The organism is Streptomyces nigrescens, assembly GCF_027626975.1.
Classification (GTDB): Bacteria; Actinomycetota; Actinomycetes; order Streptomycetales; family Streptomycetaceae; genus Streptomyces; species Streptomyces nigrescens.
In genome coordinates, this window is sequence record NZ_CP114203.1 from 1,381,178 (window position 1) to 1,399,611 (window position 18,434).

Annotated in this window: 16 protein-coding genes; 6 read left to right on the forward strand and 10 right to left on the reverse strand. The window is 73.1% G+C overall.

The window, feature by feature from the left end; all coding sequences use genetic code 11:
• Window positions 1-88: 88 nt before the first annotated feature.
• Window positions 89-1,450 (forward strand): MFS transporter, encoded by a 1,362-nt coding sequence (locus STRNI_RS06305; RefSeq protein WP_159484879.1) that lies wholly within the window; start codon window positions 89-91, stop codon window positions 1,448-1,450.
• A 148-nt stretch (window positions 1,451-1,598) separates the two neighbouring features.
• On the forward strand, window positions 1,599-2,336 hold the full coding sequence (locus STRNI_RS06310) for a class I SAM-dependent methyltransferase (protein ID WP_159484881.1): 738 nt from the start codon (window positions 1,599-1,601) through the stop codon (window positions 2,334-2,336).
• A gap of 72 nt (window positions 2,337-2,408) precedes the next feature.
• Here the strand turns inward: STRNI_RS06310 and STRNI_RS06315 are convergent, their stop codons facing one another.
• Complete coding sequence (locus STRNI_RS06315; protein WP_159484883.1) at window positions 2,409-3,359, reverse strand: LysR family transcriptional regulator; 951 nt, start codon at window positions 3,357-3,359, stop codon at window positions 2,409-2,411.
• A gap of 120 nt (window positions 3,360-3,479) precedes the next feature.
• Here STRNI_RS06315 and STRNI_RS06320 point away from each other — a divergent pair, with 120 nt between their 5' ends.
• Entirely contained in the window at window positions 3,480-3,923 is a 444-nt protein-coding gene (locus STRNI_RS06320; protein WP_159484885.1) for a tautomerase family protein, read from the forward strand.
• A gap of 242 nt (window positions 3,924-4,165) precedes the next feature.
• Window positions 4,166-6,550, forward strand: coding sequence for a GH92 family glycosyl hydrolase (locus STRNI_RS06325; protein WP_159484887.1), 2,385 nt, complete (start codon window positions 4,166-4,168; stop codon window positions 6,548-6,550).
• On the opposite strand, the gene STRNI_RS06330 is transcribed toward STRNI_RS06325, so the two are convergent.
• Window positions 6,515-7,153, reverse strand: a complete 639-nt coding sequence (locus STRNI_RS06330) for a LysE family transporter (RefSeq protein WP_159484889.1) — start codon at window positions 7,151-7,153, stop codon at window positions 6,515-6,517. The two genes, STRNI_RS06325 and STRNI_RS06330, sit on opposite strands and share 36 nt — an antisense overlap.
• Before the next feature lie 111 nt (window positions 7,154-7,264).
• Between STRNI_RS06330 and STRNI_RS06335 the strand changes: the two genes are divergently transcribed.
• Complete coding sequence (locus tag STRNI_RS06335) at window positions 7,265-8,188, forward strand: LysR family transcriptional regulator (RefSeq protein WP_159484891.1); 924 nt, start codon at window positions 7,265-7,267, stop codon at window positions 8,186-8,188.
• Between the two features lie 9 nt (window positions 8,189-8,197).
• Here STRNI_RS06335 and STRNI_RS06340 read toward each other — a convergent pair whose 3' ends face one another.
• The 8 genes from STRNI_RS06340 to STRNI_RS06375 form a co-directional block, all read right to left on the reverse strand.
• Complete coding sequence (locus STRNI_RS06340; RefSeq protein ID WP_266443719.1) at window positions 8,198-8,410, reverse strand: EF-hand domain-containing protein; 213 nt, start codon at window positions 8,408-8,410, stop codon at window positions 8,198-8,200.
• An 82-nt stretch (window positions 8,411-8,492) separates the two neighbouring features.
• A complete protein-coding gene (uvrA, locus tag STRNI_RS06345; RefSeq protein ID WP_277410718.1) occupies window positions 8,493-10,946 on the reverse strand; it encodes an excinuclease ABC subunit UvrA in 2,454 nt (817 codons plus the stop codon).
• A gap of 65 nt (window positions 10,947-11,011) precedes the next feature.
• Window positions 11,012-12,343 carry an NAD(P)/FAD-dependent oxidoreductase gene (locus STRNI_RS06350; RefSeq protein WP_277410719.1) on the reverse strand — a complete coding sequence of 444 codons (1,332 nt, stop codon included), beginning with the start codon at window positions 12,341-12,343 and terminating at the stop codon, window positions 11,012-11,014.
• Window positions 12,340-12,534, reverse strand: coding sequence for a ferredoxin (locus tag STRNI_RS06355; RefSeq protein ID WP_018088471.1), 195 nt, complete (start codon window positions 12,532-12,534; stop codon window positions 12,340-12,342). The genes STRNI_RS06350 and STRNI_RS06355 overlap by 4 nt, the downstream gene beginning before the upstream one ends.
• 80 nt (window positions 12,535-12,614) lie before the next feature.
• Entirely contained in the window at window positions 12,615-13,835 is a 1,221-nt protein-coding gene (locus tag STRNI_RS06360) for a cytochrome P450 (protein WP_277413202.1), read from the reverse strand.
• 206 nt (window positions 13,836-14,041) lie between these two features.
• The gene (locus STRNI_RS06365) at window positions 14,042-14,659 is read right to left on the reverse strand and encodes a TetR/AcrR family transcriptional regulator (protein ID WP_018088469.1); all 618 of its coding nucleotides are present in this window, start codon (window positions 14,657-14,659) and stop codon (window positions 14,042-14,044) included.
• A gap of 100 nt (window positions 14,660-14,759) precedes the next feature.
• Complete coding sequence (locus tag STRNI_RS06370) at window positions 14,760-15,929, reverse strand: CapA family protein (protein ID WP_277410720.1); 1,170 nt, start codon at window positions 15,927-15,929, stop codon at window positions 14,760-14,762.
• 105 nt (window positions 15,930-16,034) lie between these two features.
• Window positions 16,035-17,267, reverse strand: coding sequence for a tetratricopeptide repeat protein (locus STRNI_RS06375; RefSeq protein ID WP_266443732.1), 1,233 nt, complete (start codon window positions 17,265-17,267; stop codon window positions 16,035-16,037).
• A 338-nt stretch (window positions 17,268-17,605) separates the two neighbouring features.
• Between STRNI_RS06375 and STRNI_RS06380 the strand changes: the two genes are divergently transcribed.
• The gene (locus STRNI_RS06380) at window positions 17,606-18,409 is read left to right on the forward strand and encodes an alpha/beta fold hydrolase (protein ID WP_277410721.1); all 804 of its coding nucleotides are present in this window, start codon (window positions 17,606-17,608) and stop codon (window positions 18,407-18,409) included.
• Window positions 18,410-18,434: the final 25 nt, after the last annotated feature.

Sequence of the window (18,434 nt, forward strand, 5' to 3'; positions counted from 1 at the left end):
CCTTCCCCACTCCGCGCCGTTCGCCGTGGTTTCGCCGGCCCGCGAAACAGTAACGCCCCGCCCGCACGGCCCCCGAGACTCCGGGACCGTGCGCACCTACCGACAACTCTTCCGTACACCGGAGTTCACCCCCTTCTTCCTGACCTCCGCCCTGCAGGTGGGGGCGCAGACGATGAGCGGACTGGCCCTGGGCCACCGGGTCTACGCGGCGACCGGCTCCCCGCTGCTCTCCGCCCTGGCCATGTTCGGCCCGGCCCTCGCCCAGGTGATCGGCGCGGCGACCCTGCTGTCGGCGGCCGACCGGATCCCGCCACGCACCGCACTGACCGGCCTGGCACTCCTCCTCGGCCTGGGCACCGCCGTCCAGGCCCTCCCGGGGCTGCCCGTGTGGGCGGCCTTCGCCGTCCTCCTGGCGCTCGGGCCGGTCTCCTCGCTGGGCGGCGGAGTGCGCTACGGGCTGCTCCACGAGATCCTGGCGCGCGAGGGGTATCTGCTGGGCCGCTCGGTGCTCAACATGTCCGCCGGTCTGCTGCAGATCTGCGGGTTCGCGGCCGGTGGTGTCCTCGTGACCGTACTGTCGGCGCGTGGCACCCTGCTCGCCGGGGCGGGGCTGTACGCCGCCGCCGCGGCCGTCGCCCGGTGCGGTCTCGGCCGGCGGCCACCGCGCGCCGCGGGCCGGCCGTCGGTGGCCGACACCTGGCGCAACAACGCCCGTCTGTGGTCCGCCGGGCCCCGCCGCACCGTCTACCTCGCCCTGTGGGTGCCCAACGGGCTGATCGTCGGCTGTGAGTCCCTCTATGTGCCCTACGCGCCCCGGCACGCGGGGCTCCTCTTCGCCTGTGGCGCCCTCGGCATGCTGACCGGGGACATCCTGATCGGCAGATACGTCCCCCGGCGGTGGCGGCCACGGCTCTGCGTCCCGCTGTGCCTGCTGCTCGCCGTGCCGTATCTGCTGTTCGCCCTCCGCCCGGCACTCCCCCTGGCGCTGGCCGCCGTGCTGCTCGCCACCGTCGGCTATGCGGCGAACCTCCCCCTGCAGGAGCGCCTGATGTCACTGACCCCGGACGAACTGAGCGGACACGCCCTGGGGTTGCACTCCTCCGGCATGCTGACCCTGCAGGGCGTCGGCGCCGCGCTGGCGGGCGCCGTCGCCGAACGCACCTCGCCCACGACCGCGATGGCGGCGATGGCGGCCGCGTCGGTGGTGGTCACGGTTGCGCTGGCGCCCGGGCTCCGTCCCGGGGGTCCGGATCGGCGGCCGACGCAGGACGGCGACAGCGACCGCGACGACGGCGACGGCGACGGCGACGGCGACGGCGACGGCACCAGCGACAGCGAAGGCGACGGCGACGGCGACGGCGACGGCACCAAACCCTGCCGGAAAATGCCCGGGAAACTCGCTCCGGCGCAGCGGGAATTGCCCCCTTCACGACCTTCGGCGGGGGCGTGAGCGGCGCTCCGCTCCGGGGCGTACGTGGCACCCTTCACCCCCTCGCCTCAGCCCCGCACACCGCCGGTGACAGTATCCGCACATCCCTCCTCATCTGGGCTTATGTGGCTGCCGAACCTACGATCGCCAGACAGGGAAGGGGGACCGGATGGACCGGAACATCCGCACCGTGGACGACGTACTCAGGCTCCTGGACGGCCTGTTCGCGCCGGAGGCCGACCGCTGGACGAGCGGGGCGGCCTCGTGGTGGGACGGCTTCTACGCGGACCGCGACAGGGCGGTGCCATTCTTCGTGGCGAAGCCGGACGAGAACCTGGTCTCGTACCTCGAACGTGGCCTGATCACCCCGGGCCGGGCCCTCGACCTGGGCTGCGGGCCTGGCCGCAATGCGGTCCATCTGGCCTCGCTGGGCTTCGAGGTGGACGCCGTCGACCTCTCTCCGGCGGCCGTCGCCTGGGCCGAGGAGCGCGCCCGGGAGGCGGGCGCCGAGATCGGCTTCCACTGCGGTGACGCCTTCGCGCTCGCCGGCACCGCACTCGGCGGTCCCTACGACCTGATCCACGACTCCGGCTGCTTCCACCATCTGCCGCCGCACCGCCGCATCAGCTATCTCGCCCTCCTCGACCAGGTGCTGGCCCCCGGCGGCCATCTCGCCCTCACCTGCTTCGCGGCGGGCGAGATGGGTTCCGAACTTCCCGACGGCGACTTCTACCGCCAGTCCGGTCTCCACGGCGGTCTCGCCTACACCCCGGAGTCGCTGCGCCGGCTCTTCTCCGACCTGACGGAGGTCGAGCTGCGCCGTATGCACGACGAGCCGCCGGAGTCCCCGTCCTTCGGCGAACCCTTCCTCTGGACGGCCCTGTTCCGCCGCGACACCCGTCCATGACCTCCACGGGGCGCGGCCGGGCCGGTGCCCGAAACCGGTCCGGCCGCGGAGCCCGCGGAGCCCGCGGAGTGCTCAGCGGCTGCCGCTGGGCAGGGAGTGTCCTTCCGCCGGCGCGGCCGGCCGGGAGACGCTTCGCACCAGATGACCCGCGGCCGACTCCGCCAAAGTACGGAGCGCCGGGTGCCAGGGGCGGGCTTGTGGTCCGGTCAGGACGAGGCGGCGTGAGGTCTGCGGCTGCAGCGGGAGCAGGACCAGGTCAGAGGGGATCAGTGAGCGGGAGACCTCGGACAGGACCGTCACACCGAGACCGGCCTGCACCATGCTGATCAGGGTCGCCAGGTCCCGTACCCGGTGCGTCGGGGAGAAGCGCAGCCCGGCCAGGCTGTGGAGCGTACGGACCCGGGCCTCACAGCCGTTGGGGGAGATCAGGAACGGGTCGTCCTCCAGGTCGCGGATGTCGACACGCGGCTCGTCCGCGAGGGGGTGGTCCCGGGGCAGCAGGGCCCGGTACTCGTCCGTGGCGAGCTCGATACCGGGGCCGGACCAGGGGTACTTCCCCGCGGTGGCCGGGGGAGGGTCGATCAGGACGGCGGCATCGGCCGTCCCGTCCTCCAGCCAGGCCGCGACCTCGGCGCTGTCGCCCTCGAAGACCCGCACGGTGATCCGCGGCTGGTCCTCGCGCCAGTGCCGGAGCAGGCCGGGGACCAGGCCCTGGCAGACCGTTGGTGTGGAGGCCAGCCGCACGGTTCCGGTCATGGTCCCGCCGGCATCGGCCGCGAGCTGCTCCACGGACCGGACCGCCGACAGCGCCATACGGGCGTGCGGCAGGACCTTCGCACCGAGCACGGTCGTCCGCACCGGGCTGGCGCGGATCAGCAGCGGGGCGGTCAACTCCCGTTCCAGGGAGGCGACGGCGTGCGACACCGCCGACTGGCTCATGCCCAGCTCGGCGGCGGCCGCGCTGAACCCGCCCGCGTCGACGACGGCGAGAAAGGCCCGCAGCTGGGGCAGATTCAAGGTCATGCGTGGGTCTCATATCCCTATGACGACTATGCGTTGGATCAATGATGCCCGGTTCGGTGACGCTGGCTCCGTGCCGCCGGTTCCGGCGGCGACACCCCCGAGCCAATACCGAGGAGAGCCATGCCGTATTTCCGGGTCACCGTCCCCGACCCCGACCTCCCCGCCGATGTCCAGCGCGCCCTTGCCGAGGGGCTGACGGGGCTGGCGGTCACGGTGCTGCGCAAGGACCGCGCGCGCACCATCGTCCACCTCAATCTCGTTCCGGCCGACCGCTATTACGTCGGCGGCACGCCCCTGGCCGGCCGCGAGGCGCATGTGGAGGCGAGTCTCACCGCGGGCACCAACAGTGCCGCGGAGAAGGCCGCCTTCATCGCCGCGGCCGACGAGCTGCTGTCGGACCTGCTCGGTCCGCTCCCCCGGTCCGGTGTCGCGCTGCACGAACTGCACCCGGAGAGCTACGGCTACAACGGGGTGACGCAACTCGACTACTACCGGCGGGTCGTGGCCGCACCGGCAGCCGCTCCGGAGGCCCCCGCCGCACCCATCGCCGTCGCCGCCCGCTGAGGCCTTCGCCGGGTTGTACTCCTTCTGCCCGGCTCGCCCCGTTCGTTCCCGCTGACGTGCGCCCGCCCCCTCGACGGGGGCCGGGCGCACCGGAGTTACTCCCGCGGCACCTCTTGACGCGCCCTTGGCCGCCACCAAGAATGAGCGCGCTCTGACAACGTTGTCGGCCACGCGGGGCGTGCGCGCTCGTCCGCACGGCCCGGCCGGCTGTCCGGCGACCCAACCCCCGGAGGTCCGGATCCATGCCATGGCTCAGTCGTACCCGGCTGCGCACCGCGGGCGCGGTGCTGGCGGCCGCGCTCATCGGGAGCGCGCTCGCGGTCCCCGCCGCGCAGGCCGAGCCGCCCGGCGGCCCGCTCACCGGCCTGGTCAACCCGTTCATCGGCAGCCAGAACGACGGCAACACCTACCCGGGTGCCGCCGTACCGTTCGGCATGGTGCAGCTCTCCCCGGATACCGGGCACTTCGCCGGCTACAGCTACGACGACGAGCGCATCCGCGGCTTCAGTGCGGTGCACCTCTCGGGCGTGGGCTGCGGACTCGGCGGTGATCTGCCGGTGCTGCCCACCACGGGCGACATCACCGAGACCGACTATGCGAAGTACGCTTCCGGCTACCGCCACGACGACGAGTCGGCCCGGCCCGGCTATTACCGCGTCGGCCTGACCTCCTACGGCGGGATCACCGCCGAGCTCACCGCGACCGCACGTACCGGGAAGCAGCGCTACACCTTCCCGGCCACCGACAAGGCCAATGTGCTGCTCAACGCGGGCCAGTCGCTGCACAAGACGGTCTCGACACGGGTCGAGGTGCTGGATTCCCGCACCATCCGCACCGCCATCACCGGCCGCGGCTTCTGCCAGGACACCCAGCCGTACACCGTCCACACGATCACCCGCTTCGACCGGCCGTTCACGTCGTACGGGACCTGGGACGGCGACAAGGTGACGGCCGGGTCCAAGGGCTCCACCGCCGGCGGCCGGCACGGTGCCTACGCCCGCTTCGACACCCGCTCGGACCGCACCGTCGAGGCGACCACCGCGCTCAGTTATGTGGACGCGGCGGGCGCGGCCCGCAATCTGCGTGCCGAGGGCGGCAGTTCCTTCGACCGTACGAAGGCGGCGGCCGACGCCGCCTGGGAGCGGCGGCTGGGGCTGGTGAAGGCCCAGGGCGGCGACCGGACGCTGCGCCGGACCTTCTACTCCTCGCTCTACCGGTCCTTCCTCGCGCCGAACATCGGCAGTGATGTGGACGGGCGGTACACCGGATGGGACCGGAAGACGCATCGCGCCAAGGGGTTCACCTACTACCAGAACTGGTCGTTGTGGGACACCTATCGCACCCAGGCGCAGCTGCTGGCGCTGCTGGCGCCGGGCGAGTCCCGCGATATGGCGCTGTCGGTGCTGCGGATCGACAAGGAGAGCGGCTGGCTGCCCAAGTGGGGCTACGGGACGGTCGAGACGAACATCATGACCGGCGATCCGGTCACTCCCTTCCTCACCAACGCCTATCAGCAGGGGCTGTTGCGGGGCCATGAGGAGGAGGCGTACGCGGCGCTGAAGAAGAACGCCGACGGAGTTCCGCCGGACGGTTCGCCGGCCGTCGGCCGGGAGGCCAACGCGCCCTACCTCAAGGACGGTTTCGCCCCGTACATCAAGGGCCGCCCGCACCCAAAGCCCGGCGACTCCGACTTCGACCACGGTGCCTCGGCGACCCTCGAATACGCCCTGTCGGACGCGATGCTGGCCCAGATGGCGCGCGATCTGGGGCACGGCAAGGACGCCGACCGGTATGCGGCCCGTGCCCAGAACTACCGCAAGATCTTCGACGGTTCGACCGGCTTCTTCCGGGCCCGCGACGCACAGGGCGCCTTCACCGGCCCCGCCGACCCGGCCAAGAGCGAGGGCTTCCACGAGGGCACGTCCTGGCAGTACCAGTGGCTGGTTCCGCAGGATCTGCCGGGGATGCTGCGGCTGATCGGCGGCAGGGACAAGGCCGATGAGCGCCTGGACGCGTTCTTCGCCTACCGGAAGCTGCTGGAGGACCCGGAGAAGACGGCCCGCGAGGTGTGGGTGAACGGTCCCTACGACTACTACAACGCGGACAAGTACAACCCGCAGAACGAGCCGGATCTGATCGCGCCGTACACCTACCTCTCCACCGGCCGCCCCTGGAAGACGACGGATGTGGTGCATGCGGCGCTGACGCTGTTCACCGACACGCCGACCGGGATGACCGGGAACGACGATCTGGGGACGATGTCGGCGTGGATGGTGCTCTCCTCGATCGGGGTGTTCCCGGTACAGCCGGGCACCGACAGCTGGGGGCTGAGCACACCGGTCTTCGACCGGGTGGACCTGACCCTGGACCGGCGTTACTACCCGTCCGGGCACTTCACCGTCACGGCGCCCGGTACCTCCGCCGCCCACCGCTATGTGCGGTCGGTCCGTCTCGACGGCGCCGACCACGACCGGACCTACCTCACCACCGAGGATCTGCGCTCGGGCCGTGAACTGGCCTTCACCGTGGGCACGGAGCCGTCCCGCTGGGGTACCGGCGAGCATGCCGCACCACCGCCGGTGGGCACCGGCTCAGCCGCGCAGCAGCAGTCCGACCGCCAGCGCTGAGATCACCGCGGCGGAGAGCAGCGCGGTGACGACCCGCCCCCGGGAGCCGGTCAGCGTCCTGCCCAGCACGGCGCCGCCCACGGCCAGGAACAGCTGCCAGCTCGCGGAGGCGGTGACCACGGCGGCCACGAAGGCGGCGGAGCCGGCGGCACCGGCCCCCGGGGTCCCCGCACCACCGGCCAGCACCAGCGCGGAGAAGTAGAGGACCGCCCAGGGGTTGACCAACGTCAGCCCCAGGAAGGCGAGATAGGCCCGGCCGGGGCGTCCCAGGACGTCCCGTGCCGGGCCCTCCTGCGTACCGCGGTGGCGCAGGGCCCGTACGGCGGTCCGGATCGCCATGCCGAGCAGGATGACGGCGGCGAGCGAGCGCAGCGGGCCCGCGGCCGGGGCGACCGCACGGGAGAGGGCGGCGCCGCCGGCGACCGCGGCCAGCGCGTAGAGGCCGTCGGCGGTCGCCACCCCGAGCGCCGCCGAGGCACCGACCCGGAAGGAGGTCCGGGCGGTCACACTCACCAGCAGCACGGCCAGCGCGCCGACGGGAACGGCGAGCGCATAGCCCGCCCACAGGCCCGGCAGAAAGGCATCGGTCAGGATCTCGGTCATGCCGTTCAGCTTCGGGCGGGCCGATGTGGTGGGTCCATCGAAAGTTTCCGTAGGGAACCGTGTGGTATCTCCGCACGGTTGATGCGGTTGTCCTCAACTACGCTCCCCCGCATGATCGATCCCCGGCTGCAGACCCTGCGTGTCCTCCATGAACGGGGCACCGTCACCGCGACCGCCGAGGCCCTGCATCTGACCCCGTCGACGGTCTCCCAGCAGCTGCGGCAGCTGTCGGCCCGGCTCGGGCTGGAACTCCTGGAACCGGCGGGCCGCACCATACGCCTCACACCGGCGGCGTTGGCGCTGGTCGAGCACGCCGACGCGCTGTTCGCGCGCTGGGAGGAGGCCCGCGCGGATCTCGCGGGCCACGCGGACGGGGTGGCCGGGCGGCTGCGGATCACCGGGGTGGCGACGGCGATCGCCGGGGTGATCGCACCGGCAGCGACGCGGCTGCGTACGGAACTGCCGCGGCTGGCGGTGGAGATCGGCGAGGACCCGGGCGAGAACCGCTTCGAACTGCTGCTGGCCGGCCGGGCGGATATCGCCGTGGTGATTCCGGCGCCGGGCAGCCCCTCACCGGACGACGCGCGCTTCGCCCAGCAGCCGCTCCTGGAGGAGCCGCAGGACCTGCTGGTGCCGGCCGGGCACCGGTTCGCCGGACGGGCGGCGCAGGGCGTGGCACTGGCGGAGGCGGGCGGGGAGAGCTGGATCCGCGCCGGAGATCCGGCCGATCAGCATCAACTGCTGCTGACCGCCTGCGCCACGGCGGGCTTCACCCCGCGGGTGCGCCATGACGCGGTGGACTGGTACGCGGTCGCCGCCCTGGTCGCGCACGGCTTCGGGATCTGTCTGGTGCCGAGGCTGGCGCCGGTGCCGGAGCGGTGTCCGGTCGTACGGGTGCCGCTGCGCGGGGAGCCGCTGCCGGTACGGCGGTTCCTGGCAGCCGTCCGGCGCGGCAGTGCGCGGCAGCCCCCGGTCGCCCGCGGGCTGGCGGCGCTGCGCGCGGCCGCGGGCGAACGGGAGGCGAAGGGGGTGTGAGCGGGCGCGTCAGTGCTGCAGGGCCTGCCAGAACTCGTCGAACGACATCCGGCCGTCGCTGTCGGTGTCCCTGACCTTGATGACCGCCTCGGCGACCGGGCCGGTGACGTACGGGTCGCCCATCTCGGCCATCGCGTGCTTGAACTCCTCCGGCGTGACCTGGCCGTCGCCGTCCGCGTCGAACCGGTCGAACGCCGCCCTGGCCTTCTCCATGTCTGCCATAAGAGGTGCCCCCTTCGTGGTGCTGCGCAGTACTGCGCGGTGGTGATACCTGGTGATCTGACCTGCGTACATTAGCGGACGGTCAACGGGCGTCCGGCCGCGCCCTCCGCCGGGCCAGATAGGGGGCGGTCCGGCTCCCCGGCGCGTCCGCGACCTCGGCCGGGGTGCCCGCCGCCACGATCCGGCCGCCGTCCGCTCCGCCGCCGGGACCGAGGTCGATGACATGGTCGGCGCCGGCCACCACCCCCATGTCGTGCTCGACGACCACCACGGTGTGGCCGGCGTCGACCAGGCCGTGGAGCTGGCGCAGCAGGACCTCGGTGTCGGCGGGGTGCAGTCCGGTGGTGGGCTCGTCGAGGAGGTAGAGGGTGTGGCCGCGGCGGGTCCGCTGGAGTTCGGTGGCGAGCTTGATGCGCTGGGCCTCGCCGCCGGACAGCTCGGTCGCGGGCTGGCCGAGCCGCAGATAGCCCAGGCCCACGTCCTGGAGCGTGCGCAGGCTGCGGGCGGCGGCCGGAATGTCGGCGAGGAAGTCCGCGGCGGTGTCCACGGTCATCGCGAGGACGTCGGCGACGGTGCGGTCCCGGTAGGTGATCTCCAGGGTTTCGGGGTGGTAGCGGGCGCCGTGGCAGGCGGTGCAGGGCGCGTACGTACCGGGCAGGAAGAGCAGTTCGACGGCGACGAAGCCCTCGCCCTGGCAGGTCTCGCAGCGGCCGGCGGCGACGTTGAAGGAGAACCGTCCGGCGGTGTAGCCGCGGGCGCGGGCCTCGTCGGTGGCGGCGAAGACCTTGCGTACGGCGTCGAAGAGGCCGGTGTAGGTGGCGAGGTTGGAGCGCGGGGTGCGGCCGATCGGCTTCTGGTCGACGCGCACCAGCCGGTCGATCGCCTCCAGGCCCTCGGCGCCGCTGAGTTGGGCGCGGGCCATCGGTCCGGCCTCGGTCCCGTCCTCGCCCGTATCGGTCGTCCCGTCGCCGAGGTGCTCGCGCACGGCCTCCGCGAGCACCCGGGTGACCAGCGTCGTTTTGCCCGATCCCGAGACACCGGTGACGGCGGTGAAGACGCCGAGCGGGAAGGCGGCGTCCAGGCCGCGCAGATTGTGCAGGGTGACACCGCGCAGCGTGAGCGTTCCCGTGGGGCGGCGCACCGTGCGGGCGGCGGGCGGTGCGGTGTCGAAGAGGAACCGGCGGGTGGCGGAGCCGGTGGCGTCGGCGAGCGCGGCGACGGGCCCGCTGTGCAGCACCTGTCCGCCGTGTTCCCCGGCGCGCGGGCCGATGTCGACGATCCAGTCGGCGCGCCGCACCACCTCCATGTCGTGCTCGACGACGAACAGCGAATTGCCCGCTTCCTTGAGCCGGCCGAGCACCGTGAGCAGGGACTCGGTATCGGCGGGGTGCAGGCCGGCGGAGGGCTCGTCCAGGACGTAGACGACGCCGAAGAGGCCGGAGCGCAGCTGGGTGGCCAGCCGCAGCCGCTGGAGTTCACCGGCGGACAGGGTGGGCGAGGGCCGGTCCATGCTCAGATAGCCCAGACCGAGTTCGGTGAGCACCTCGATCCGCGCCACCAGGTCGCGGGCCAGCGTCGGGGCCACCTCGTCGTCCGGCCGTGCGGCGGTGGGGCGCAGCAGCTCGGCGAGGGCGCCGAGCGGCATCCCGGCGAGGGTGGCGATGTCCTGGCCGTGGAACGTCACGGCCAGAGCCTCGGGGCGCAGCCGCCGCCCGGCGCACACCGGGCAGGGCTCGGCGACCATGAACCCCTGGACGCGCTTGCGCAGGGTCTCGCTCTTGGAGTCGGCGAAGGTGTGCAGCACATAGCGCCGGGCGCTCATGTACTGGCCCTTGTAGGGGCGTTGGATCCGGCCCACGTCGCGCACGGGGTGGACGGTGACGACGGGCTGTTCGTCGGTGAACAGGATCCACTCGCGCTCGGCCGGCGGCAGCTCGCGCCAGGGCCGGTCGGTGTCGTGGCCGAGGGCCGCGAGGATGTCGCGGAGGTTCTTGCCCTGCCAGGCGCCGGGCCAGGCGGCGATGGCACCGTCCCGGATGGAGAGCGCCGGGTCGGGGACGAGGGACTGCTCCGTGACGCGGTGGACGGTGCCCAGGCCGTGGCACTCCGGGCAGGCGCCGGCCGCGGTGTTGGGCGAGAAGGCGTCCGAGTCCAGCCGTTCCGCCGCGTCCTCCGGGTAGTCGCCGGCGCGGGAGAAGAGCATCCGCAGGGTGTTGGAGAGGGTGGTGACGGTGCCGACCGAGGAGCGGGAGGTGGGGGCGGAGCGCCGCTGCTCCAGGGCGACGGCGGGCGGCAGTCCGGTGATGTCCTCGACCTTGGGCGCGCCGACCTGGTGGATCAGCCGCCGGGCGTAGGGGGCCACCGACTCGAAGTAGCGGCGCTGCGCCTCGGCGTAGAGGGTGCCGAAGGCGAGGGAGGACTTGCCCGATCCGGACACCCCGGTGAACGCGACCAGCGCGTCCCTCGGGATGTCCACATCGATGCTGCGGAGGTTGTGCTCACGGGCGCCGCGCACCCGTACGTACGAGTCGGCCATCCCTCCATGATCAGGCACAGCCCGGCGTGGTCGGGCCATCGTCGGGGCCGGTCCCAGGAGGTGTCTCAGTCGCCGGCCGTGGCGGCGCCGATCCGCTCGCGGGCCTCCTCCCAGGGCAGCGGGGTGGCGATGACCGCGCGCAGCGCCCGGATCCGGCGGGGCGGCAGGCCGGCCGCCAGGACGCCGACGGCGTGCCCGTCCCGCCCGTAGAGCGCGAGGACGCGCCGCTCGGCCCGGTCCAGGACGGTGGCCTCGACCCGGTCGGCGCCCGCGGTCAGCCCGTACGCCTGGAGCTTGAGGTCGTACTGGTCGGACCAGAAGTACGGCACGGGCGCGAACGGGCGGCGTTCCGGGGCGGGGGCGTCTTCCGCCACCCCGGTGGCGTCGGCCGTCGTGGTCAGTTCGGCCAGGAGGTTGCGGGCGGCGGCCATGCCTTGCTCGGTGGCGTTCATCCGGTGCTCGAAGCGCAGCGGCCGGCCGTGGACCGGATGGTCCCAGCGGGCCACATCGCCCGCGGCGTAGATGCCGGGGGCGGCCGCGCAGTACTCATCGCAGCGCAGCCCGTCGGTGGTGTCCAGGGCCGGGTCGGCCAGCCACTCGACGGCGGGCCGGGAGCCGATCGCCAGCAGCACGAGGTCGGCCGGCAGCCGGCTGCTTCCCCCGGCGGCCCCACTGCCGGGGGGACCCCCACTGGCCAGCCGTACGGCGGTGATCTGCGGGTCGGAGCCGTCCGGGTCCGCGGGCGCGGTCTCGAATCCGTCCACCGCGCCGGTGAGCAGCCGTACGCCCCGGGCGCGGTGTTCCTCGGCGAGCAGCTCGCCGACCTCGGTGCCGACGGCGGCGGCCATCGGTGTCGGCTCGATGCCGACGAGGGTGACGTCGTGTCCCAACTCCCGTGCCACCGCGGCGGCTTCGCAGCCCAGTACGCCGTTCCCGACGATCACCAGGCGCCGGCCCGGGGTACCCCCATGGGCCAGCCGGCCGCGCAGAGCCAGTGCCTCGTCGAGGGTGCGCAGAGTGTGCACCCCGGCGATGCGGTCGGCGCCGGGCAGGGTTCGGGCCCCGACACCGGTCGCGATGATCACGCCGGCGCAGCCCAGCCTCTCCCCGCCGTCGAGGGTGAGGGTGCGGGTGGCCACATCGAGGCCGGTGGCCCGGGTGCCGAGCCGCAGATCGAGGCCGAGCGGGGCGAGCTGCTCCTCGGTGCGCAGCAGCAGCCGGTCCGGCTCCCAGGCGCCGTGCAGCAACTGCTTGGACAACGGCGGCCGGTCGTAGGGGAGATGGGGCTCGTCACCGATGAGGGTGAGCGGGCCGCGCCAGCCGCCGCGGCGCAGCGCCTCGGCCGCGGCGAGGCCGGCCGCGGAGGCGCCGACGACGGCGATCGGCCGGGCGGTCACGCGTGTACCTCGATCACGGCGGCCGGGCAGATGGCGGCCGCCTCACGGACCGCGTCGTGCTGCCCGGCGGGCGGTTCGGCGTCGAGCAGCACCACCACTCCGTCCTCGTCGCGCTGGTCGAAGACCTCGGGGGCGATCAGCACGCACTGTCCGGCGGCGCAGCACTTGTCGGCATCAAGGGTGATCTTCATGGCAGAAGGCTCCATGGGAGTTGCGGTGGAGTGAAGGGGGAATCCGGCCGCGGTCGGGCCGCCCGGCGGTGGTGCCGTGGTCACCAGGTGACGGGCAGGGCGTGACAGCCGTAGATCGCCATATCGGTGCGGAAGGGGATCTCGTCGAGAGACACCGCGGGCCGCATCGTGGGGAAGCGGCGCAGCAAGGTGCCGATCACCACCTGGAGTTCGACCCGGGCCAGCGCCTGGCCGAGGCACTGGTGGATGCCGTAGCCGAAGGCGACATGGTGCTGGGCGTTGGGGCGGTGCACATCGAGGCGGTCGGCGTCGGGGAAGACACTCTCGTCGCGGTTGGCGGACGGAACGGCGACGACGACGCCCTCGCCGGCCCGGATGAGGTGACCGTCGAGCTCGATATCGGCGGTGGCGACCCGGCGCGGCCCGTTGCGGATAATGCTGTGGAAGCGCAGCAACTCCTCGACGGCGCCACGGATCAGGCCGGGCTCCTGACGCAGCTGCCCGGCGGTCTCCGCGTCGCGCATCAGGGTCAGTGCGCTCAGACCGATCATGTTGGCGGTGGTCTCGTGCCCGGCGATCAGCAGCAGGGCGGCGAACGCGGCCACCTCGTCGTGGCCGATCTCACCGGTCCGCTGCTGCTCGACGATCAGCCGCCCGAGGATGTCGTCCCCGGGGTCCGCTTCCTTGGCGGTGACCAACCGGTCGAGGTAGTCGCGCAGTTCGAGGCGGGCGGTCTCCCGCTCGTCGTCGGGGACGGTGCGGGAGAGCAGGGTGCCGGTGAGCCGCTGGAAGACGTCGTGGTCGTCGTACGGGACGCCCAGCAGCAGGCTGATCACCAGCGACGGGAGCGGCAGCGCCAGTGCCTCGACGAGGTCCACTCCGCCGTGCACACCCCGCTCGGCGCGCTCCATCAGGTCGCAGAGTTCCTCCGTGATCCGCTGGATCTCCGGGCGCAGCGCCTCGACCCGCTTGACCATGAACTCCCGGGTGACCATCCGGCGCAGCCGGGTGTGCTCGGGCGGGTCCCGGCGGATGAAGCCGCGGTTCTCGGTGCTGCCGCCGCCGGTCATCCCGCTGAGCGGGTAGCCGTGAACGGTGGTGTCGGAGCTGAAGCGGGTGTCGCCGAGGATCGTCCGGATGTCGCTGTAGCGGGTGGCCAGCCAGGCCCAACTGCCGTCCGGCAGAGCGATCTTGGAGATCGGTTGCTGGGTGCGCAGGGTGCCGAATTCGGCGGGCGGGTCGAAGGGGCAGCCGCTCGGGGGTTCCACGGGCAGCGGCGCCGGGGCGGTGGAAAGTGTCATCTCGCTCATCTCGCTGGGTGCGCGCACACCGGCAGGGGCGTGCGCCATGAGCCGAACGTTCGCCTAACACCCGTAAACTTACATGTGTAGTGCATGCATCACGATGCCGGGGGGTGGTGTGCGTGACGGTGCCTCAGGGAGACGGTTTCGGCGCTGCGCGGAGCGGCCGGTGGGACAGGGGCTGAGCGGAGCGCCGAAAGCGCGGCTCAGCGCTCCAGCAGCAGCTGCAGCATCTCGTCCACGAACCGGTCCAGCCGTCCGGTGTCCTTGCGGCTCGGCATGACCTGCCAGAGCGTGACCCGGCCGTGCACCGCCGACCACAGCACGTACGGCGCCTCGGACCGCGAGCCGCGCACCCGCCATCCAGCGTCCTCACAGGCCGTCAGGGCCTGCTGCCAGCTGCGCACCAGCAGCCCGGCGGGGTGCCCGGCGAGCCGCTCGGGGTCGACCGGGGTCTGCCGGGTCTCGTAGAGCAGGCGGTAGGTCGCGGGGTGCGCGACGGCATAGCGGCAGTAGGCGCGCAGCTGGGCGCGCAGCCGCTCCACCGGGTCGTCCGCCGCCTTGGCGGCGGCCCCGGACATCGCCTCCGCGAGCCGCTCATAGCTGACTTCGAGGGTCGCCCAGACCAGTTCGGTCTTGTCGGAGAAGTGCCGGTAGATGCTCGGCGCGGCCACACCGGCCGCGCGGGCCACCGCCCGCAGCGACAGCGCGTCCTCGCTGCCGACCTCCTCCAGGAGCCGCTCGGTGGCCCGCAGGAGTTCCTCCCGCAGACGCTCGCCCTGTCCACGCGGATTACGGGCCCGGACGGCCGCTTGCTCGCTCACTGCCCTCCGGTTCCTTCCCTGACCTGGCCGACGGGGTGCTGCGCCAGGGTTTCACACCGGGGCAGGTGCGGCCTACGCGAGGACGGCGCGGGGCTGCGGTTCACCGGCCCCTCTTCAGCCCGTCGGCCGCGGCACCCCGGCTCAGCACCACCGTGCCGACCGACGTGCCGATCCGGTCGTGCCGGCCGCTCGTGGCGAGATTGCGCACCCGGACCCGCTTGCCCTGCTCGACGAGCTGCGGGAGGTACTCGGCCGTGGTGACCCGCCAGCGCTGACCGGCGCGGTGCGGCGGCGCGAACCGGAAGCGGGCGATGGTGCCCCAGTTGCCCCGCGGCTTCTTCGTGACGCCGGAGAGCTGGTCACCGAGGCCGTAGACGACCCAGGTGCCGTTGACCTTCTCGTACGGCTGCGGGGTGTGCGCACGGGTGCCGACGATCAGATCGATGTCGGGCCGGCCGGCGGTCTCGGAGGCGGTGAGCGCACGGGCCAGCCGGATCTGCCGTGCGTCGGGGGCCGTTCGGTACTCCGTGCCCCAGTACGGGCTGACGACCACGACATCGGCGCCGTCCCGGCGGGCCGCCCGGGCATCCTTGATGATCCGCTTCTCGTCGAGCAGATTCACCGTCCACGGTGCGTACGCCGGGCGCCGCCCGCCGCCGGTGCCGTAGGTGTACGCGAGCTGGGCGACCCGTGCGCCGCCCGGGGCCCGCAGCAGCGCAGGGCGGGCGCCCTCGGCGGCGTCCCGGGCCGAGCCGGTATGGCGCAGCCCGACGGTGTCCAGGGCCTCCAGAGTGCGCTGCACACCCGGCACTCCGCGGTCGAGGGCGTGGTGGGAGGCGGTGGCGCAGGAGTCGTAGCCGGTCGCCTTCAGCGCGGTGGCGATCTGCGGTGGTGCCTGCAGGACCGGGTGCCCGGTGAAGGGCCCGCCCAGCGGTCCGAGCGGCGCGTCGAGATGACACAGCGCCAGGTCGGCGGAGGAGATGACCGGCCGCACGCCCTTGAGTATCGGCCGGTAGTCGTAGCCGTCGTGTGGTGCGTCGCGCCGGGCGGTGGCGAGGACCTCGGGGTCGGAGGGGAGGACGCTCCCGGCGGCGACCAGGGTGAAGGGCTGCCGGCCGGCGTCCTCGGTGACGGGGGCGCCCGCATGGGCCCGCGGTGTGGGTTCCGGGGTGGGCCGCGGGGCCGGCCGTGGGACGGGGTGCGGGCTGGTGCAGCCCACGGCCAGCGCGGCGAGCAGGGCTGCTGCCGCATACCGTGTGTACGCGCTCATGCCCGACAGATATCAGCAGGGACATGACCGGAAATCCCCCCGTGCGCCGGTGTCCGCGGCTCTCCCCCATACGGACTCACGACTGCCGCCATCAGGCCGGACGCCTCACGGGGCCTCCGGTTCCGTCTTCTCCAGGGCCGCTGCCTCGTCCCGTGCCGCCTGTGCCTCGGCCGGGCGGTCCAGCGCCGTCAGCACCTCGGCGAGGGTGTGCAGGGCGCCGGTGAGATTGCGGTTGCCGAGGAGGGTGATACGGGCACGGTGGAGGTCGACGGCCTCCTGGGCGAACGGCAACGCCTCGGCCGGCCGGTCCAGCTGCGCCAGCAGCTCGCCGAGGGTGTGCAGCGAGATGGCGAGACCGGCCTCGTAGCGACGGTCCTCGGCCTGGGACTCCGCCACGCCACGCCAGAGGCCGACGGCTTCCCGGGCGAACGGCAACGCCTCGGCCGGGCGGTCCAGCTGTGCCAGCAGCCGGCCGAGGAGACGCAGGGACAGGGCAAGGGCAAGGCGTCGGCGAGGCGGCGCGTCGGCCTCCGCCAGGCCACGACGGAGGGCAACGGCTTCCTCCACGTACGGCAGCGCCTCGGCCGGCCGGTCCAGTTGTCCCAGCAGCGCGCCGAGGGCACGCAAGGACTCGGCGAGGGCGATGCGGCGGTACGCGGCCGCGCCGGCCCCCGCCAGGCCACGACGGAGAGCAACGGCCTCCTCCACGAACGGCAGCGCCTCGGCCGGCCGGTCGTCCCGCCTCAGCCGGTCGTAGCCGTAGTACAGGGAGGCTGCGAGGGCGGGGCGGTAGCGGTCGGGGTCGGCCTCGGCCAGGCCACGGTAGAGGGCGACGAGGTCCTCGGGCTCCCCCTCCAGGGCGAGGGCTTCGTCCTGGGCGGCCTGCGCCGCGGCCGGGCGGTCCAGCGCCGCCAGCAGGTCTCCGAGAGTCCTCAGGCACTCGGCGAGGTCCGAGCGGTAGCGAGCGAGGTCGGTTTCGGCCAGGGGGCGGCAGACGTCGACGGCTTCCTCCGCGTACCGCAGCCCCTCGGCCGGACGGCCCAGCTGTGCCTGCAGCTCGCCGAGGGTACTCAGGGACTGGGCGAGCTCGATGCGGCAGTGAGGGTGCTTGTCGGTCTCGACCTTGTCGCGACGGAGGGCAACCGCTTCCTGAAGGAACGGCAGCGCCTCAGCCGGCCGGTCCAGCTTCTCCGCCAGCAGGTTGCCGAGGGTGGTCAAGGAGCTGGTGAGGGCGCTGCGCCAGCCTTGGGGGTCGTCCTTGAACCAGCCGCGTTCCTTGGCCACGGTCTTCCTGGCCGCCCGCAGTTGTCTGCCCCACCGCACCTTCGCCGGGATCACGCCCGAGTGGCTCCCCGCTTTCCGCACCATTGCTTCACCGTTCCCGGAACCGGCCCGTCAGGGCGCGCTCCGTCCGTCGCGTGCACGTGGTGACCGAACGGTCCGGTGCCGCGGAGCCGGGTCTCCGCGCCCCGGCCGAGCTGCCCGTCCGGCGGCAGGAGTACGACGGACACCCTGGCCACGGGGCCGGTCGGCCCTGCGGCCAGCCTTGACCAGCGCCACCACGCTCAGCGACCGCCATGCGGGTAGTTCAGCGGGCCGGCCCCACCGCCGGGGACGGTTGCCTGTCCTGCTGGGGCCTGTCCCGTGAGCCCGGCGTGGATCTAACCTCAGGCCGTATGACCCATGACTCCCTCCAGGGCCGTGAGCCGCTTCATGTGACGGTGTGGGACGAGGCGACGCCCGGTGCGCCGCGGGCGGTGTTGGTCCACGGCACGATGAGCTGGGGCACCGAGTGCTTCGCTGAGCAGCGGCCGCTGGCCGGGAGGTTCCGTCTCGAACTCGTCGACCGGCGCGGCTTCGGCGACAGCCCGGACATCGCGCGGAGCGACTACACGGTCGACGCCGAGGACATCGGCCAACTCCTGGGCAGCGGAGCGCACTTGGCCGGCCACTCCTACGGGGCGGCCGCCGTGATGCTGGCCGCGTCGGCCCGCCCGGAGGCGGTGCGGTCACTGACCCTCATCGAGCCGTCCCCGCTGCGCACCGCGGCCGCCCATCCCACCGTGGCGGCGGCGCTGGAACGGATCAGGGCGTCGTTCGCAGACATCGACGAGGAGCTGAGCCCGGAGGAACACCTGCGGCGGTCCACCGAGCCGTACGGGCTGCCGCTGCCGGAGCTGACCCCACGGCTGCTGCGCGCGGTGCGGTCGGCGATGCGCGAACGCCCCGTATGGGACGCGGAGCTTCCGCTCGGTCCGCTGGCCGCGGCCACCATGCCCAAGACCGTCATCAACGGGACCTGGGAGACCGTCCACCCCGACTACCGGGACTTCACCGGCACGGCGCTGATGGCCTGCGGGGAGTACCTCGCCGCGGCGATCGGCGCCCGCCATGTGCGGGTGAGCGGCGCCGGCCATGCGCCGCACCAGGACCGGCCGGAGGAGGTCAACGCCGTCCTCACCCGGCTGTGGCAGGGCTGACCCGGGCGACTGTCCGAAGGGCCCG

Excerpts from the sequence above, each read along its gene's own strand:
- STRNI_RS06315 (WP_159484883.1), bottom strand. The coding sequence starts at position 3,359 with ATGACCTTGAATCTGCCCCAGCTGCGGGCCTTTCTCGCCGTCGTCGAC.
- STRNI_RS06360 (WP_277413202.1), bottom strand. The coding sequence starts at position 13,835 with ATGACACTTTCCACCGCCCCGGCGCCGCTGCCCGTGGAACCCCCGAGC.
- STRNI_RS06380 (WP_277410721.1), top strand. The coding sequence starts at position 17,606 with ATGACCCATGACTCCCTCCAGGGCCGTGAGCCGCTTCATGTGACGGTG.
- STRNI_RS06330 (WP_159484889.1), bottom strand. The coding sequence starts at position 7,153 with ATGACCGAGATCCTGACCGATGCCTTTCTGCCGGGCCTGTGGGCGGGC.
- STRNI_RS06310 (WP_159484881.1), top strand. The coding sequence starts at position 1,599 with ATGGACCGGAACATCCGCACCGTGGACGACGTACTCAGGCTCCTGGAC.
- STRNI_RS06355 (WP_018088471.1), bottom strand. The coding sequence starts at position 12,534 with ATGAAGATCACCCTTGATGCCGACAAGTGCTGCGCCGCCGGACAGTGC.
- STRNI_RS06335 (WP_159484891.1), top strand. The coding sequence starts at position 7,265 with ATGATCGATCCCCGGCTGCAGACCCTGCGTGTCCTCCATGAACGGGGC.
- STRNI_RS06325 (WP_159484887.1), top strand. The coding sequence starts at position 4,166 with ATGCCATGGCTCAGTCGTACCCGGCTGCGCACCGCGGGCGCGGTGCTG.
- STRNI_RS06370 (WP_277410720.1), bottom strand. The coding sequence starts at position 15,929 with ATGAGCGCGTACACACGGTATGCGGCAGCAGCCCTGCTCGCCGCGCTG.
- STRNI_RS06340 (WP_266443719.1), bottom strand. The coding sequence starts at position 8,410 with ATGGCAGACATGGAGAAGGCCAGGGCGGCGTTCGACCGGTTCGACGCG.
- STRNI_RS06320 (WP_159484885.1), top strand. The coding sequence starts at position 3,480 with ATGCCGTATTTCCGGGTCACCGTCCCCGACCCCGACCTCCCCGCCGAT.
- uvrA (WP_277410718.1), bottom strand. The coding sequence starts at position 10,946 with ATGGCCGACTCGTACGTACGGGTGCGCGGCGCCCGTGAGCACAACCTC.